11 protein-coding genes are annotated in these 13,898 nt (G+C 63.1%); 1 reads left to right on the top strand and 10 read right to left on the bottom strand.

Annotated features, from left to right (window positions below):
* Positions 1–3: 3 nt before the first annotated feature.
* From ABIB57_RS16585 to dnaN, 7 genes are all read right to left on the bottom strand, one after another.
* On the bottom strand, positions 4–465 hold the full coding sequence (locus tag ABIB57_RS16585; RefSeq protein ID WP_354042229.1) for a GNAT family N-acetyltransferase: 462 nt from the start codon (positions 463–465) through the stop codon (positions 4–6).
* A gap of 2 nt (positions 466–467) precedes the next feature.
* Positions 468–3,158 carry a PBP1A family penicillin-binding protein gene (locus ABIB57_RS16580; protein WP_354042227.1) on the bottom strand — a complete coding sequence of 897 codons (2,691 nt, stop codon included), beginning with the start codon at positions 3,156–3,158 and terminating at the stop codon, positions 468–470.
* A gap of 228 nt (positions 3,159–3,386) precedes the next feature.
* Positions 3,387–3,719, bottom strand: coding sequence for a hypothetical protein (locus ABIB57_RS16575; protein ID WP_354042226.1), 333 nt, complete (start codon positions 3,717–3,719; stop codon positions 3,387–3,389).
* 31 nt (positions 3,720–3,750) lie between these two features.
* Positions 3,751–6,177: a DNA topoisomerase (ATP-hydrolyzing) subunit B gene (gene gyrB, locus ABIB57_RS16570; RefSeq protein WP_354042225.1), complete on the bottom strand. Its 2,427-nt coding sequence runs from the start codon at positions 6,175–6,177 to the stop codon at positions 3,751–3,753.
* Positions 6,178–6,278: 101 nt separating this feature from the next.
* A complete protein-coding gene (gene recF / locus ABIB57_RS16565) occupies positions 6,279–7,409 on the bottom strand; it encodes a DNA replication/repair protein RecF (protein WP_354042224.1) in 1,131 nt (376 codons plus the stop codon).
* Positions 7,410–7,494: 85 nt separating this feature from the next.
* A complete protein-coding gene (locus tag ABIB57_RS16560; protein WP_354042223.1) occupies positions 7,495–7,725 on the bottom strand; it encodes a hypothetical protein in 231 nt (76 codons plus the stop codon).
* A gap of 7 nt (positions 7,726–7,732) precedes the next feature.
* Positions 7,733–8,854, bottom strand: a complete 1,122-nt coding sequence (gene dnaN / locus ABIB57_RS16555; protein ID WP_354042222.1) for a DNA polymerase III subunit beta — start codon at positions 8,852–8,854, stop codon at positions 7,733–7,735.
* A 216-nt stretch (positions 8,855–9,070) separates the two neighbouring features.
* On the opposite strand from dnaN, the gene ABIB57_RS16550 reads away from it, so the two are divergent.
* A complete protein-coding gene (locus ABIB57_RS16550) occupies positions 9,071–9,913 on the top strand; it encodes an SDR family NAD(P)-dependent oxidoreductase (protein WP_354042221.1) in 843 nt (280 codons plus the stop codon).
* Between the two features lie 145 nt (positions 9,914–10,058).
* On the opposite strand, the gene dnaA is transcribed toward ABIB57_RS16550, so the two are convergent.
* The 3 genes from dnaA to mutM all read right to left on the bottom strand — a co-directional run bounded on the left by dnaA (position 10,059) and on the right by mutM (position 13,883).
* Positions 10,059–11,507 carry a chromosomal replication initiator protein DnaA gene (dnaA, locus tag ABIB57_RS16545; protein WP_354042219.1) on the bottom strand — a complete coding sequence of 483 codons (1,449 nt, stop codon included), beginning with the start codon at positions 11,505–11,507 and terminating at the stop codon, positions 10,059–10,061.
* Positions 11,508–12,414: 907 nt separating this feature from the next.
* Positions 12,415–12,681, bottom strand: a complete 267-nt coding sequence (gene rpsT, locus ABIB57_RS16540; RefSeq protein ID WP_299728868.1) for a 30S ribosomal protein S20 — start codon at positions 12,679–12,681, stop codon at positions 12,415–12,417.
* A 314-nt stretch (positions 12,682–12,995) separates the two neighbouring features.
* A complete protein-coding gene (gene mutM / locus ABIB57_RS16535; protein WP_354042218.1) occupies positions 12,996–13,883 on the bottom strand; it encodes a bifunctional DNA-formamidopyrimidine glycosylase/DNA-(apurinic or apyrimidinic site) lyase in 888 nt (295 codons plus the stop codon).
* Positions 13,884–13,898 lie beyond the last annotated feature (15 nt).

The following is a 13,898-nucleotide window of genomic DNA, read 5'->3' as shown; positions in this document are numbered from 1 at the left end:
CACTCAGGCAGCCAGTACCGGCCGCTGCATGAAGACTATTCTGTAGCCATTGGCCTCTTCGGTCCCCACCTCCACAAAACCCAGCCGCGCATAGATGGCGCGGTTCCGCGTCATCAGTTGGTTGGTGTACAAAGTGAGCAGCGGCAGCCCGCTTTCGCGCGCTTTAGCCTCCGCGAAGTCCAGCAATTGCCGCAGCAATCCGCGGCCCTGCGCATCGGGATGCACGGCGATGTTGAAGATATGCAGCGCGCCCCGGTGTTCCTGCGCCAGCGCGATCACTGCCAATAGCGCGCCATCGTCATCCCAGACGAAATTTTCGCCGCGAGCCGTGCGGGCGGCATGATCGTCCAGCATCGGGCGCGGCTTGCGGCCCAGAATAGGCACATAATGCTGGTAGGCGGCATCGATCAGCTCGGCGATGGCTGGCACATCTTGCGCCAGGGCCAGTCTGATCGATGCCGTCACCGCTAGTTCTGCTGATCGCCGAAGATCAGGTCCATCAGGGTGCGCTGCGAACCCGGGCTTTGCTGCTGCGTCGGCTGCTGGGCGTTGGGATCGTAAACTTGTGGCTGTGGCTGCTGCCCCACGCTTCCCGGCGGCACCAGAATTTGCTGCCCATTGGCATCGGTGCGCACGTCATAGGTCTGACCCGTATTCGGATCGACATATTGCGTCGGCTGCTGGGCCGCATTGGGATCGACCTGGTAGCCCTGGATGACCTGCCCATTCGCATCGTAATACTGCGGCTGGGTCCCATCCTGCACCGGCTGGCCGGCGCTGGGAATAACCTGCTGGATCGGCATGCCGGTATTGGGATCGATCTGCTGCACCGGCATGCCGGTCGCCGGATCGATCTGCTGCTGTTGGACCGGAAGCCCCGTGGCCGGATCGATTTGCGCCTGGGCCTGGACCGGAAGGCCCGTCGCCGGGTCGATCTGGGCATAGGGCAGGCCGGTGGCGGGGTCGATCTGCTGCTGCAATTGTGCACCGGGCTGGACCGGTTGGCCGGTGGCCGGATCGACATATTGCACCATGGGCTGACCCGTATTCGGATCGATCATCGGCTGGCCCGTATTGGGGTCCATCACGGGCTGCGGCGCGCCCTGGCTCGGATCGGGCTGGTAGGTGCCGTTGGGGATCGGCCTGACCTCAAGGCCCTCATGGGCCTTGGTCATGAACTGGCTCCAGATCGCCACCGGCACGTTGCCGCCCGACAAAGTGGTCTTGGTGGAATTGTCATTGCCGAGCCAGACGCCGGTCACCATGTGCGACGTATAGCCGACAAACAGCGCGTCCTTGGCTTCCTGGCTGGTGCCGGTCTTGCCGCCAAAGGTCCAGCCGTTAAGGTTGGCGCCCTTGCCGGTGCCCACCTCGACGGCGGTTTCCAGCATGTCGTTCATTTCGGCCAGCACATGAGGCGCGATGACCTGGCCGGGGCCGGCCTTGCTCGCCTCGTACAGCACTTTGCCATCCACGGTCTTGATCGAGGTAATCACATTGGGGATGACGCCCATGCCGCCATTGGCGAAGGGCGCGTAAGCGCTGGTGAGTTCGAGCAGGTTCACTTCCTGAGTGCCCAGCGCGATCGAGGGGACCGGGGTCAGTGGCGAGGAAATGCCCATGCGGGTAGCGGTATCGATCACCACCTGGGGGGTCACGTCGATGGCCAACCGGGCGGTGACGGTGTTGAGCGAGTAGGCCAGGCCCTGGCGCAGGGTCACGGTGCCGGCATATTTGCCAGACGCATTGCGCGGGCTCCAGCCATTGTAGTCGAACTTGGCGTCCTCGGCCAAGGTATCGGGCGTATAGCCCTTTTCCATGGCGGCGAGATACACGAAGGGCTTGAAGGTGGAGCCCGGCTGGCGCTTGGCGGTAACGGCGCGGTTATATTGGCTGGCCTGGTAATCGACGCCGCCCACCATGGCGCGCACGGTGCCGTCGACATCCATGGCGACAAGCGCGCCCTGGGAGAAGTGGCGCTTGGGGCCCTCAGAAGCGACCATTTCGCGCACGATGACTTCGGCGTCCTTCTGCAGGCGCCAATCGAGCGTGGTGGAGACAATCACGTCGGTATCGACATCGCCGATATAGGACTGCATCAGGCTTTCGACCCAATCGGCCACGTAGGATTCCGAACCCGCCACCTTGGTGCGTACGGTCTGGGACGGATCGATCTGGGCGGCCGCGGCTTCCTCTTTGGTGATGTAGCCCTCATTGGCCATTGCCTGCAGCACCAGTTTCTGGCGGGCAGCGGTGGCGGCAGGGTCGCCCTTGGGATTGAGGCGTGACGGCGCCTGCAGCGAGCCGGCCAGCATGGCGGCTTCGCCAAGGGTCAGATTGCGGGCGGATTTGCCGAAATAGGTCTGGGCGGCGGCATCGATGCCCGTCGCACCGTGGCCAAAGAAGACGCGGTTGAGATAAAGCTCGAGTATCTCGTCCTTGGAATAGTTCTGCTCCAGCCACACGGCCAGGATGGCTTCCTGCACCTTACGGCCCAGGGTCTGGTCGGGGGTGAGGAACAGGTTTTTGGCGAGCTGCTGGGTGATGGTGGAGGCGCCGCGGGTCACCCCGCCGGCCTTGACGCTTTCCAGCGCCACCGAGGCCAGGCCGATCACGTCGACGCCGAAATGCTCGTAGAACCGCCGATCTTCGATGGAGATGAAGGCCGCCGGCACATAGGCGGGCAATTCGCGCAGGGTCGTCGCCTCGCCGCCGGTCTGGCCGCGATTGGAGATCAGTTGGCCATCGGCGGCCAAGATACGGATATTGGGGGCGCGATCCGGCACCGCCCAGGTGTTGGAGGACGGCAATTGCATGCCGTAATAGACAATGACGCCGATAACGGCGAGGCCGCCCCAGATAGCGAAGATGAAGCCCCAATAGGCGATGGACATGAGAAAGCCGCCGGTGCGCGACCGGCGCTTCTTGGGGGCTTTGCCGCGCGGGGCCTTGGCAGTGCCGCGCTTGGGCGCTTTTTTGTTGGACGGCGGTGGTGTGGCGGCGCCGCCCGAGCGCTCGTCATCGACGAAAACCCCGACCGACTGGCCCATGGAGGGTTCGACCCGATCGCGACCGCCGCTTTTGGCTTGTGGCGCGGGCTTGCTGCCCCGCTTGGCCTGAGCGCCGACCCGGTCATCGGGGGAAATGCGAAAATCCATCAATCGAACCCTGAAAGCAGCCTTGTTGCGCCTTGTACTCTGTTCCGCTGAGTCAGGAAACCGAGGTTATCGCATCGTGAAGGCCCATATCGACCGTTTCGCAGAGCGCTTATCAGCAGCATCAGCGCGGTCCTGATCGCTTGTCCGGGCAAAATGTGGCCGGTTTATGGGGGTCTCGGCGGGTTGATCGGCAGTGTTGCGCGGCAGTTACAAGCCGGGCAGCGCCGGTCAGCTGCCGCAATACAGGTGATCGAAGCTCAAGAGTGCAGCGCTGAGGAAATCGCCGGAAAACCCGCTCCAGTCAACGACCGGGCTCTGCTCCCAGGTATGCTCGGCGCAATTGTAGAGCACGTTGGCCTCACCCACTTCCTTGCCCTCGAGATAGACATGCACCGGATAAAGACCATTGGCATCGACCGCCCCGACATCGGCAAGGAAATCGTAGAAATACGGCGTATCGATATAGACGCGGAGCAGCGGCATGGACGCATCCTGGGCCTGGGCTGGCACCGCCGCGCCGAACGCGGCGACGACGGCAATCATGAACAGCGATGTGCGCATCATAGGGTCCGATACCTTTTATTTTGCCCGATCAGACGTCCAGATTGCTCACGCTGAGCGCATTGTCCTGGATGAAGTCGCGGCGGGGTTCGACGAGGTCGCCCATGAGGGCGGTGAAGATGGAGTCAGCTTCGTCGGTTTCGCGGATTTCCACCTTGAGCAGGGTGCGCGCATTGGGATCGAGCGTGGTTTCCCAAAGCTGGGACGGGTTCATTTCGCCCAGCCCCTTGTAGCGCTGCAGCGACACGCCCTTGCGGCCCGCATCGGTGACGGCCTTGAACAGGGAGGCCGGCCCAAAAATCTGCGTCACTTCACCCTTGCGGTTGAGGGTGGGCACGCCGCCATAAAGCTCATCAAGACGTGCGGCGAGCTGGCGCAGCTTGCGCGCATCGGCCGATTGCAGCAGTGCCTGATCGATCTGGTGGGTTTCGCTGACGCCGCGCACGGTGCGCGAGAAGCTCAGGCCCTCCTCGTCGGTGACCAGGCCCGTCCAGCCGCGTTCGAGCTCGTCGGAGATGCGGTCGAGCCGGTTGGCGACGCGCTCCATGGTGACATTGATGCGCGCCGGATCGCTCAGCCCTTCGGGATCGAGCCCGCCCACGATGGCCGCCTGTTCGACAAGGCTGCGATTATAGCGGGTGTTGAGATTGCCGATGGCATGCACGATGTCACGCGCCTGCTGCAGGATGCCCAGCAGGTCCTGCCCCGCATGCTCGACGCCGTCACGCGTGGTGAACACCGCTTCGTCCAACCCGGTGGAGAGCAGGTAATCTTCCAGCGCCCGCTCGTCCTTGAGGTACTGCTCGGACTGGCCGCGCTTGACCTTATAGAGCGGCGGCTGGGCAATGTAGATGTGGCCGCGTTTGATCAGCTCGATGGTCTGGCGATAGAAGAACGTCAGCAGGAGCGTGCGGATATGGGCGCCGTCGACGTCGGCGTCGGTCATGATGATGATCTTGTGGTAGCGCAGCTTGTCGGCGTTGAATTCCTCGCTGCCGATGCCGGTGCCCAGCGCCGTGATCAGCGTACCGACCTGGTCGGAGCCGATCATGCGGTCGAAACGGGCGCGCTCGACATTGAGGATCTTGCCGCGCAGCGGCAGCACGGCCTGGGTAGCGCGGTCGCGGCCCTGCTTGGCGGAACCGCCAGCCGAGTCGCCCTCGACGATGAAGATTTCGCTCTTGGCCGGATCGCGTTCCTGGCAATCGGCGAGCTTGCCGGGGAGCGAGGAGATTTCGAGTGCCCCTTTCCGGCGGGTCAGTTCGCGCGCCTTGCGGGCGGCCTCGCGGGCGGCCGCGGCTTCGGCCACCTTGGTGGCGATCAGCTTGGCTTCCTGGGGATGCTCCTCGAACCACTGGCCAAGCTTTTCGTTGACAACGTTTTCAACGACCGGGCGCACTTCGGAGGAAACCAGCTTGTCCTTGGTCTGGCTGGAGAATTTCGGGTCTGGCACCTTTACAGACAGCACGCATGTAAGGCCCTCGCGGGTGTCGTCGCCGTTCAGCGTGACCTTTTCCTTCTTGGAAATGCCCGAGGTATCCGCATAGCCATTGACCTGGCGCGTCAGCGCGCCGCGGAGGCCCGCAAGGTGGGTGCCGCCATCGCGCTGGGGGATGTTGTTGGTGAAGCACAGCACGTTCTCGTGGTAGCTGTCGTTCCACTGCAGCGCGACTTCAACGGTGATGCCGTCCTTCTCGTGCATGATCAGGATGGGCTTGTCGATGATCGGGCTTTTCGACTTGTCGAGATACTGCACGAAGGCTTCGAGGCCACCCTCATAGTACAGATCGATATCGACCGGGTCGGCGGCGCGGCGATCATGCAGCAGGATATGGACGCCCGAATTGAGGAAAGCGAGCTCGCGCAGGCGATGCTCCAGCGTCTTGAAGTCGAATTCCACCATGGTGAAGGTTTCAAGCGACGGCAGGAAGGTCACTTCCGTGCCGGTGCGGCCCTCATAGGTGCCGGTCACCGCCAGCGGCGCATCGGCGTCGCCATGGGTAAAGCTGATCTCATGGATTTTGCCTTCGCGGCGAATGCGCAATTTGAGCCATTGCGAGAGGGCATTGACCACTGAAACGCCAACGCCATGCAGGCCGCCCGAGACCTTGTACGAATTCTGGTCGAACTTTCCCCCGGCGTGCAGCTGGGTCATGATGACCTCGGCCGCCGAAATGCCCTCGCCGGTGTGAATACCGGTCGGCATGCCGCGACCGTTGTCGATGACGGTCACCGATCCATCGGCATTGAGCGTCACCTGCACCAGATCGGCATGACCGGCCAGCGCTTCGTCGATGGCGTTGTCGACCACCTCGTAGACCATGTGATGCAAGCCCGAACCGTCATCGGTATCGCCGATATACATGCCCGGTCGCTTGCGCACCGCATCGAGCCCCTTGAGCACTTTAATGCTGTCGGCGTCGTAGTCGGAGGGCAAGGATTTTTCGGTATCGGTCATGGGCTTCGAATCGCTTCGTTTACGGTGAGTCTAGTTCTATCGGAACAGGGGCCAAACCCCAAGCAAATTGGGCTTTTGGGCCGGTTTGGCGGGGGATGGACTCAGGGGCGCGCGGTGTCCGGATAGAGCCGGCCATCGCGTACCGTGATGGGCTGCGCGCGAGGACCGAGAGCCTCGAACAGCAGCGGGTCGGTGCCGGTCAAGAAGCACTGCGTACCGAGCCGGTCGAGGGCCGCGAACAGCGCCCGGCGGCGGTCGGGATCGAGATGGGCGGCAATCTCGTCGAGCAGCAGGAACGGGGTGATGGCGGTCCGCAATTTGACGAGGCGCGCCTGGGCCAGGATGAGCCCGATCAGCAGCGCCTTTTGCTCCCCGGTCGAGCCCAGGGCCGCCGGCATGCCCTTTTGGGCATAGGTAACCTCCAGATCGACACGGTGAGGTCCAAATATGGTGCGTCCGGCGGCCCGATCAAGGGCGCGCGAGCCGGCCCAGAGCGTGGCCAACTCGGCTTCCAGCGCCGATGAGGAGACCGGCTCGTGGCGGTCCTGGAACAGCGGCGTCAGCGCCAGATGGGAGGCGGGGAAACTGCCGTCCTCAAGGCTCTCGGCGATCAGCGATTGCAGCTGTCCCAGGCTATCGGTGCGGGCATGATGGATGGCGGCGGCGAGTTCGGCCATCTGGGCCTCGATGGCGGAGAGCCAACGGCCTTCGCCATTGTCGTCCAGCAGCCTGTTGCGCTGGCGCATGGCCTTTTCGAAGTCGCTGACGGCCGCAGAATGGCCGGGGATGAGGGTCGTCACCAGGCGGTCCAAAAAGCGCCGGCGGTCGCTGGCGGGGCCAGAGAACAGGCCGTCCATGGCCGGCGTCAGCCAGAGTACGCGCAGGTAATCGCTCATCGCCTCGACCGAGCGGGCATTGGCGCCATTGATGCGTACGCGACGGCCACTGTCGTCGGGGCCGGCGCCGGTGCCGATATCGGCGGGACCATCATCGGTTTCCACGGTGGCGGCGACCGCCCAACCAGCGTCGGAGCCCTGGGCCTGCACGGTATCGAAGCTGGCGCGGCGCAAGCCGCGGCCGGGGGAGAGCAGGGAAATGGCTTCGAGCAGGTTGGTCTTGCCGGCGCCATTGGGGCCGGTCAGCACAACATGGCGCTCGTCCAGGTCAAGCGCCGCCGAGGCATAATTGCGAAAGGCGGTGAGGCGGAGGCGGGAGAGATGGCGGGTGGTCATGAGGGTCGATCCACCATTTTGCCAAATCCAAAGCGTGTCGGCCTGGGCATGGTCAGTGCTATCTCGATTGCCAGATCCGTGTCGCCTATCGTTGAGAACGCGCGGCGATCATCGTGCGGATCGCCACGAAGCCGATCGAAAAACTCACCACCGCCACCGCTCCGCCAATCCAGCGCACAATCGCCGACAGGTTCGGCGGCAGGAAGGCGCCATAACCCAACACCATCAGAGCCACCCCAATAGCAAAAGCCGGCAGGCTGAAGAGTGTCAGTCTGGCCGCACGAGCGGTCGGAGTCTCTGCTGGCGGGCGTGCCACGAAGCTCTCAAACGCGCATCGGCATCAGTACATAAAGCGCCTTGGCCTCGCCCTCTTCGCGCACCAGCGTGGGCGAGCCGGCGTCGTTGAACATGAACACCGCGCTGTCGGAGCGGATCTGGCCGACGATGTCGAGCAGGTAACGGGCATTGAAGCCGATCTCGAAGCCGTCAGTTTCGAACTCGACGGCCAATTCTTCGCTGGCCGTGCCGTGATCGGGATTGGTCACCGAGAGTTCGAGCAGGCCATCCTTGGCCGACAGCTTGACGGCCTTGCCGCCGCGCTCCGAAGCAATGGTGGAGACGCGGTCCACCGCAGTGGCAAATGCGGCGCGGTCGACATTCATCTGCTTGTCGTTGTTCTTGGGGGTGACCCGATCATAGTCGGGGAAGGTGCCCTCGATCAGCTTGCTGAGCAGCACGACCGAGCCGACCTTGAAGCGGATCTTGGTGTCGGAGACTTCCACCGCCACGTCGCCATCGGCGCCATCGAGCAGCTTTTGCACTTCGCCCACGGTCTTTTTCGGCACGATGATGCCGGGCATGCCGGCGGCACCAGCCGGCGCGTCGATTTCGGCGCGGGCCATGCGGTGGCCATCGGTGGCCACGGCGCGCAGCACGGTTCCCTGGTTGGAAATATCGACGGTGTGGAAATAGATGCCGTTGAGGTAGTAGCGGGTTTCCTCATTGGAAATGGCGAACTGGGTACGCTCGATCAATTCGCGCAAAGCCGAGGCCGGCATGGAGAATTCGTGTCCGAAATTGCCGGATTTCAAATCGGGGAAACTGTCGGGCGACAGGCATTGCAGGTTGAAGCGCGAGCGCCCCGAGGTCAGCGTCATCTGCTCGGCGCCATCGGTTTCGAGCCGCACTTCGGCGCCGTCGCTGAGCTTGCGCACGATTTCGTAGAGCGTGTGTGCCGGCACGGTGGTGGTGCCCGAGGTGCCCACCATGGCGGGCACGGATTCGGTGACTTCGATATCCAGGTCCGTCGCGCGTAATTCGACTGTGTCGTCGCTGGCCTTGAACAGCACGTTGGCAAGGATCGGATAGGTATTGCGCCGCTCGACGACCCGATGCACATGGCTCAGCGACTTGAGCAGATGATTGCGTTCGAGCGTGACCTTCATAACCCTAAATCCTTGCACACGAGACTGCCCGAAACGGACAGGAAACACCCGGCGAGCCGGGGGCAGACCTTTACAATTTGTTAGGTGAAACGCAAGGGCGGGAGCCATTTTGCCGACAGGCATTTGACCGCAGGGCGCAAAGAGCCAGCACCGGCGCTGCATTGCGCGGCGGTTTTGGCTAGAGTGCAGCAAAGCAGCCAGGAACCGGAGAATACCATGTCAGAAAGTTTTGCAGCGGGCGGCGTCGCCGTCATCACCGGGGGCGCCAGCGGGATCGGCCGGGCCGCGGCCCGGCGGGCGGCGCAGGCAGGCATGCGCATCGTGCTGGTGGACGTCAACGAGACCAAGCTGGCAGAGACGGCCGCCGAGTTGGGCGGGGTCGTGGGGACGCAGAACGTTCGTGCCGAAGTGCTCGATGTGGCCGATCCGGCGGCAATGGTAGCGCTGGCGCAGTCGGTCGAGACCAGTTGGGCGCGGCCGACCCTGTTGATGAACAATGCCGCGTTTTTCGTTGCCGGCGGCGCGGGTGGCATTCTCGATCCGATCAAGAATTGGGAACGAACCTTCGCCATCAACGTGCTGGGACCGGTCAATGGGGTGCAGGCCTTCCTGCCGGGCATGCTCAGGGCCGAGCGGCCGGGCGTGATCGTCAATACCGGCTCCAAGCAGGGATTAACTAACCCGCCGGGCAATCCTGCCTACAACACCAGTAAGGCGGCGGTGAATGCCTATACGCAGAACCTGGCGCGGGATTTGCGCGAGCGGGAGGGCAGCGCGGTTTCGGCCCATCTGCTGATCCCCGGCTGGACCACGACGGGCGAGGCCGAGCATCGGCCGGGCGCATGGCTGCCGGAACAGGTGGTGGACTATATGGCGGCAGCGATCGGTCGGGACGAGTTTTTCATCCTCTGTCCAGACGAGGAAACGCCGAACGAAACCGACCACAAGCGGATTTTCTGGAACGCCATGGACATCATCGAGAACCGGCCGGCGCTGTCGCGCTGGCACCCGGACTGGAAGGAGAAGTTTGCGGAATTCATGGGGCGGGATTTGCCGTAGGAGGCAAGACCCCCTCATCCGCCCTTCGGGCACCTTCTCCCACGAGGGGAGAAGGGATGGAGCCGAGAGTTTCAGTCGGCAACCCTCGCCCCTTGTGGGAGAGGGACAGACCTCAGCGGAAGGTCAGGGTGAGGGGTTGGAGCCTCTATTCCTCCAGCATGCGCTTCAACAACTCAATCTCCTGCGCTAACTCGATATCATCCTTGATCATCTGCTCGACCTTGCGAACCGAGTGCAGCACGGTCGTATGATCGCGCCCGCCGAAGCGGCGGCCGATTTCGGGCAGGGACCGCGAAGTCAGGGCCTTGGCGAGGAACATGGCGATCTGGCGCGGCCGGACCACATCGCGCGAGCGGCGGGCCGAGAGCAGTTCGTTGCGCGGCACCTTATAGTGACGCGAGACGATCTTGAGGATGTCCTCGATGCGGACGCGGCGCGCCTCATGGCTGCGGATCAGGTCGCCAAGCGTCTTTTCGGCCAGCGGCACGGTGATCAGTTCGCCGGTCAGCTGGTTGGCGGCGACGAGGCGGTTGACGGCGCCATCGAGATCGCGGCCATGGCTGACCACGACGCGGGACACATAGTCGATCACCGGCACCGGGAAGTGCATGCCGAAGCGGGCGGTGGCCTGATCGGCACGGCGCTGCACGATGGCGCGGCGCAGGTCGATATCGAAGGTCGAGATCGGCACCACCAACCCGCCCGAGAGGCGCGAGCGGACGCGCTCGTCGAGCATTTCGAGATCGCGCGGCGGCGCGTCGCCGGCCACCACGACCTGCTTGGCGCCGGTAAGCAGCGTGCCCAGCGTATGGCCGAATTCGGTGGCGGACTTGCCCTGCAGGAACTGCATGTCGTCGATCAGCAGCAGGTCGACCCGGCGCAGCCATTCCTTGAAGCCGAGCGCCGACTGGCGCTGCACGGCAGTGATGAAATGGTACATGAAATGGTCGGCGGTCAGGTAGACGATGTTCTTGGTCGCATCGGCGGACTGCACCGCATGGGCGATGGCATTGAGCAGGTGGCTTTTGCCCAGGCCCACGGTGGAATGAATATAGACCGGATTGAAGGTCACGGTATTGTTGGCGGCGGCGGCGGCGATCTGCTTGGCAACGCCGAGCGCCATTTCATTGGGGCCGCCGGGTACGAAGGTCTCGAAGGTCATGCGCTGGTCGATGGCGCTGCCGGACAGGGCGTCGCCTTTTTGCGCGGTATTGTCGCGGATCAGGCGCGGCATGGCCGGCGCCAGGGGCGCAGCAGCTGTTGCGGGCGCATCGGCTTGCGGAGCCTCGGCTTGTTGCGGGGTCAGGCGCGGGCGGGCCTGGCCATTGACGCGCAGGGTGATCTGCAGGTGGGCAATGGTCTCGGAATCCTGGCGAAAGGCTTCCAGAATCCGGTCGGCATAATTGGACTGCACCCAGGAGCACAGGAAGCGCGTGGGGGCGGACAGATGGGCGAGATCGTCAACGATCTCCTCGAGGTCCAGCCGGGCAAACCAGGAGGTGAACACGTCCTCGCCGACGGAGGCTTTCAGCCGGGCACGCACGCGGTTCCAGAGGTCACGCTGGGCTTCGCTGAGATCATCGGAACTGGTCATCGCAGACGCATCGCCTTTAGTTGCCGGTGTGGTGGAGAGGGGAGCGGATCGGTTCCAATCCTCGCCTCCAGCGCTGGTCTGTAGTCGCATCGTGCTGTGCCTCGTTATTGCTCGGTCGGCGGTCCGCAAAACCGCATGACGCTGTCAATTGATCACCGGCAGCCTTCTGGCCGCCTGCCCATAGCTTCGCCCGTCCCCAGAGACAGGGTCGCAAAATTCCATCGGCGGTTTTGGCCACCGTTCGCTGTATTGCACTATCACTTGAACCTGGCCTGACCCGGCCAGCGGTTACTTGATACGCGACCGATCGGGCTTGGCCAGACGGCACAAAAATGCAGTCATTCCAACCATCATCGGCACAATTGGCGGGACATTGCTGCCCTGCCGACCCTATGAAAAAACCCCAAACAACGACCCTGTCCGCTCTGGCAAAACGTGCCTTGAGGCCGTCTTTTCTCAAGCTGACCAGATCACTTTAGAGGCTCGATTTTGGGGCTGCAACTGGTGAATCTTTGAAATGGGGGGTTGACTCTGAGGTCTGTCAAAATCCATCCGGCCTCAGTGTAAAACCCACAAAACCAAGGCTCTGTGACTCAACACATATTCCCCATGGCGGCCGTCATATGGGGTTAAGAAATTTATTTTCCGTTAGCGGCAATTTCTCCTAACGCGCTACCGGGCCGCATTGTACACCTGCGACATACTCGTCCTTAAGCCGTTGACCGATAACGACAAACACCCTTGCCCTCCGGGTAAACCCCCAGCCGGGACCAGTGTCACGCTGATGTCACATGACAACGGCCAACGAAAAAACCTTGCCCGTGACGGGGCAAATAAAAAGGGCCCCTTGCGGAGCCCTTTGGGGGGAAGCAGACCCGCAGGCCTGCGCCCTTGGCACAGCAGCCAATCAGGCGCTGAGAGCCTTGACGCGGTGGTTCAGGCGGCTGACCTTGCGGGCGGCCAGATTGGCATGAACGATGCCCTTGGTGGCGGCGCGGTTGATCTCGGGAGCGGCGACCGCCAAGGCTTCCATGGCCAGCTTGTGGTCGCCGGCAACGATGGCCTCTTCAACCTTACGGATGAAGGTGCGGACGCGACTGCGGCGCGACTTGTTGACCGCGGTGCGGGCTTCGATCTTGCGGGTGGCCTTCTTGGCTGAAGGAGTATTGGCCATCTTGGTCCTCTTGGGCGCGTTCCTCCGGCCGAAATCGCCTTGAGGCGAGCTGCGTCCGGGGTGAAAATGAAAGCGGCGGCATGTGAATAGCCGCCATTCGGGCGGTCTATAGGGGAAAGGGGGGGAGAGGTCAACTGGATTCAGGGGGCGTTAGGCGCGGAGCCGACGCAATCACCGGAGGGACTCCTCCCCCTCGATGGGGGAGGCTGGGTGGGGGTGTTGGGAGCCACGATTTGGGATCGGGGCCAAACGTCCCCTCACCCTTGACCCCTCCTCGCGAAGGGGGGAGGGAGTCGACTTCAGGACCGGTGGAATTAGGGCTTCTTCTGGCACACAGGGCAATAAAACGTCGAGCGACCGGATTGCACGATGCGCTTCACCGTCCCCGTACACAATGGCGTGGGACAGGGCTCCCCCTCCCGGTCATAAACCGCGAAACGGTGCTGGAAATAGCCGGAGCCGCCCTGCGCATTGCGGAAATCCCGCAAGGTCGAACCGCCCACCTCGATCGCTTCGATCAGCACCTGCCGCACCGCCGAGACGAGGTCTTCGATGGCCGGCTTGGCCTTACCCTTGGCGGTCAGCATGGTGCCGGCGTGAATGGTGGGCAGGATATGGGCGCGGTGCAGCGCCTCGGCGACGTAAATATTGCCCAGGCCGGCAACCACACGCTGGTCAAGCAGCGCCGCCTTGATCGGACTTTTCTTGCCTTTGAAGGCCGCCGTCAGTTCGTCGCCATTGAACCCGTTGGACAGGGGTTCGGGGCCAAGGCCCCGAAGATAAGGACTGTCTTCAATATCGTCATAGAGATCGATGAACCCGAACCGCCGCGGATCGGCATAGATCAGGTGCGAGGGGCCATGCTTGGGATGGCTCAGTTCCCAGACCATGTGGTCATGCTTGGGGACCGGCTGCGTCTCATAATAGCGCGGCGGCTTGTCGATGCCGTGTTCGGCAAAGCGCCAGGAGCCGGTCATGCCGAGATGACTGAGCACGGTCTTGCCGTTGGAGAGGCCGATCAGCAGATATTTGGCGCGGCGACCAACGCCCGTGATGGTCTGCCCCTCCAGCGCCGCCGCCAGCCCCTCGGGAAACGGAAAGCGCAGGTTGGCGCGATGCAGGGTGACTTTCTCGATCGTAGCGCCATCTAGCCAGGGCTCAAGCCCCCGGCGGACGGTTTCGACTTCGGGCAGTTCCGGCATGACCAACGTCCCCTA

Source organism: Devosia sp. UYZn731 (genome assembly GCF_040546795.1).
Lineage (GTDB): Bacteria > Pseudomonadota > Alphaproteobacteria > Rhizobiales > Devosiaceae > Devosia.
This window is presented reverse-complemented; position numbering and strand designations above follow the sequence as displayed.

Excerpts from the sequence above, each read along its gene's own strand:
- ABIB57_RS16580 (WP_354042227.1), bottom strand. The coding sequence starts at position 3,158 with ATGGATTTTCGCATTTCCCCCGATGACCGGGTCGGCGCTCAGGCCAAG.
- ABIB57_RS16575 (WP_354042226.1), bottom strand. The coding sequence starts at position 3,719 with ATGCGCACATCGCTGTTCATGATTGCCGTCGTCGCCGCGTTCGGCGCG.
- gyrB (WP_354042225.1), bottom strand. The coding sequence starts at position 6,177 with ATGACCGATACCGAAAAATCCTTGCCCTCCGACTACGACGCCGACAGC.
- recF (WP_354042224.1), bottom strand. The coding sequence starts at position 7,409 with ATGACCACCCGCCATCTCTCCCGCCTCCGCCTCACCGCCTTTCGCAAT.
- dnaN (WP_354042222.1), bottom strand. The coding sequence starts at position 8,854 with ATGAAGGTCACGCTCGAACGCAATCATCTGCTCAAGTCGCTGAGCCAT.
- ABIB57_RS16550 (WP_354042221.1), top strand. The coding sequence starts at position 9,071 with ATGTCAGAAAGTTTTGCAGCGGGCGGCGTCGCCGTCATCACCGGGGGC.
- dnaA (WP_354042219.1), bottom strand. The coding sequence starts at position 11,507 with ATGACCAGTTCCGATGATCTCAGCGAAGCCCAGCGTGACCTCTGGAAC.
- rpsT (WP_299728868.1), bottom strand. The coding sequence starts at position 12,681 with ATGGCCAATACTCCTTCAGCCAAGAAGGCCACCCGCAAGATCGAAGCC.
- mutM (WP_354042218.1), bottom strand. The coding sequence starts at position 13,883 with ATGCCGGAACTGCCCGAAGTCGAAACCGTCCGCCGGGGGCTTGAGCCC.